The 979-nt window shown below is 72.0% G+C and carries 2 protein-coding genes; one reads left to right on the top strand and one right to left on the bottom strand.

From position 1 onward, the window contains the following. Positions 1-61 precede the first annotated feature (61 nt). On the bottom strand, positions 62-388 hold the full coding sequence (locus tag I8N67_RS41690) for a hypothetical protein (RefSeq protein ID WP_200309537.1): 327 nt from the start codon (positions 386-388) through the stop codon (positions 62-64). An 88-nt stretch (positions 389-476) separates the two neighbouring features. On the opposite strand from I8N67_RS41690, the gene I8N67_RS41685 reads away from it, so the two are divergent. Next, positions 477-979: helix-turn-helix domain-containing protein (locus I8N67_RS41685; RefSeq protein WP_234047131.1), on the top strand; the 503-nt coding region annotated here is incomplete at its 3' end.

Below are 979 nucleotides of genomic sequence, written 5' to 3'. Positions count from 1 at the left end.
GGTCTGCGTCGTAAGTCCTTCGGGGGTTGACGGCGGAGGCGGTGGTGTGGCCGGCGTCTGGTCAGATGTCGGGGGTGGCGAGGTGGAGTCGGCAGGCGCAGTCGAGTGCGTCTGCGGGGGTGCCTGTGGGGCTGCCGGTGGGCAGCAGGGAGTCCTCGTAGCGGTCGCTGCCGGCGTAGTAGAGGGCGAAGCCCCACGTGCCGACGGCGCCGGTGTAGCGCAGTCGCATCAGCTTGACCTGTTCGCCGTCGGCCAGTTCGGCCTTCACGTAGGCGAAGGCTCCGCGGTGGCGGACGTGCAGCTGCTCCAGCTGCGGCCAGGCGGTGCGGGCATGCTCGCCGAGGCGCCCCTCCAGCGAGAGCCGGGTGTGTTCCGAAGGCGTGGGCATGGCGTCCATCCTGCCCGACAGGGGCGATCGTCGGGTACGGCAGGCTCTGTCCTGTCGTGATCCACTTCTCCTGATCGGCCTGCCTGCCTTGCCCGTTGCCACCGCACGCCCGATAGCCCTGCGCGCCGCCGAGCGCGAGCGACTGAAGAAGATGGCCTACGGCCACAAGACCGAGTACCGGTTACGCTCGCGCGCGCAGGTGGTGCTGCACGCCGCACGGGGACACTCCAACGCCCGCATCGCCCGGGAAACGGGCCTGCACCTGGACACGGTCCGCTGCTGGCGCGGCCGGTTCGCCGAGCACGGTCTCGGCGGGCTGAGGGACCGCGAGCGGTCCGGGCGGCCACCGTCGTTCACCGCGCTGCAGACAGCCCAGGTCAAGGCCCTGGCCTGCCGGCTGCCGGCCGAGACCGGGGTGCCGCTGTCGCGCTGGTCGTGCCCGGAGCTGGCCCGCGAGGTCGTCGCCCGGGCGATCGCCGGCTCGGTCTCCGCCTCCACCGTGCGCCGCTGGCTGACCGACGACGCGCTCAAGCCCTGGCAGCACCAGTCCTGGATCTTCATCACCGACCCCGACTTCCGCACCAGGGCCGA

This window comes from Streptomyces adelaidensis (assembly GCF_016598475.1).
GTDB lineage: Bacteria > Actinomycetota > Actinomycetes > Streptomycetales > Streptomycetaceae > Streptomyces > Streptomyces adelaidensis.
The sequence above is the reverse complement of the archived record's forward strand: the minus strand, read 5'-3'. Positions and strand labels throughout refer to the sequence as shown.

Bases quoted from the DNA above. Each gene is read 5' to 3' on its own strand.
- I8N67_RS41690 (WP_200309537.1), bottom strand. From the start codon at position 388: ATGCCCACGCCTTCGGAACACACCCGGCTCTCGCTGGAGGGGCGCCTC.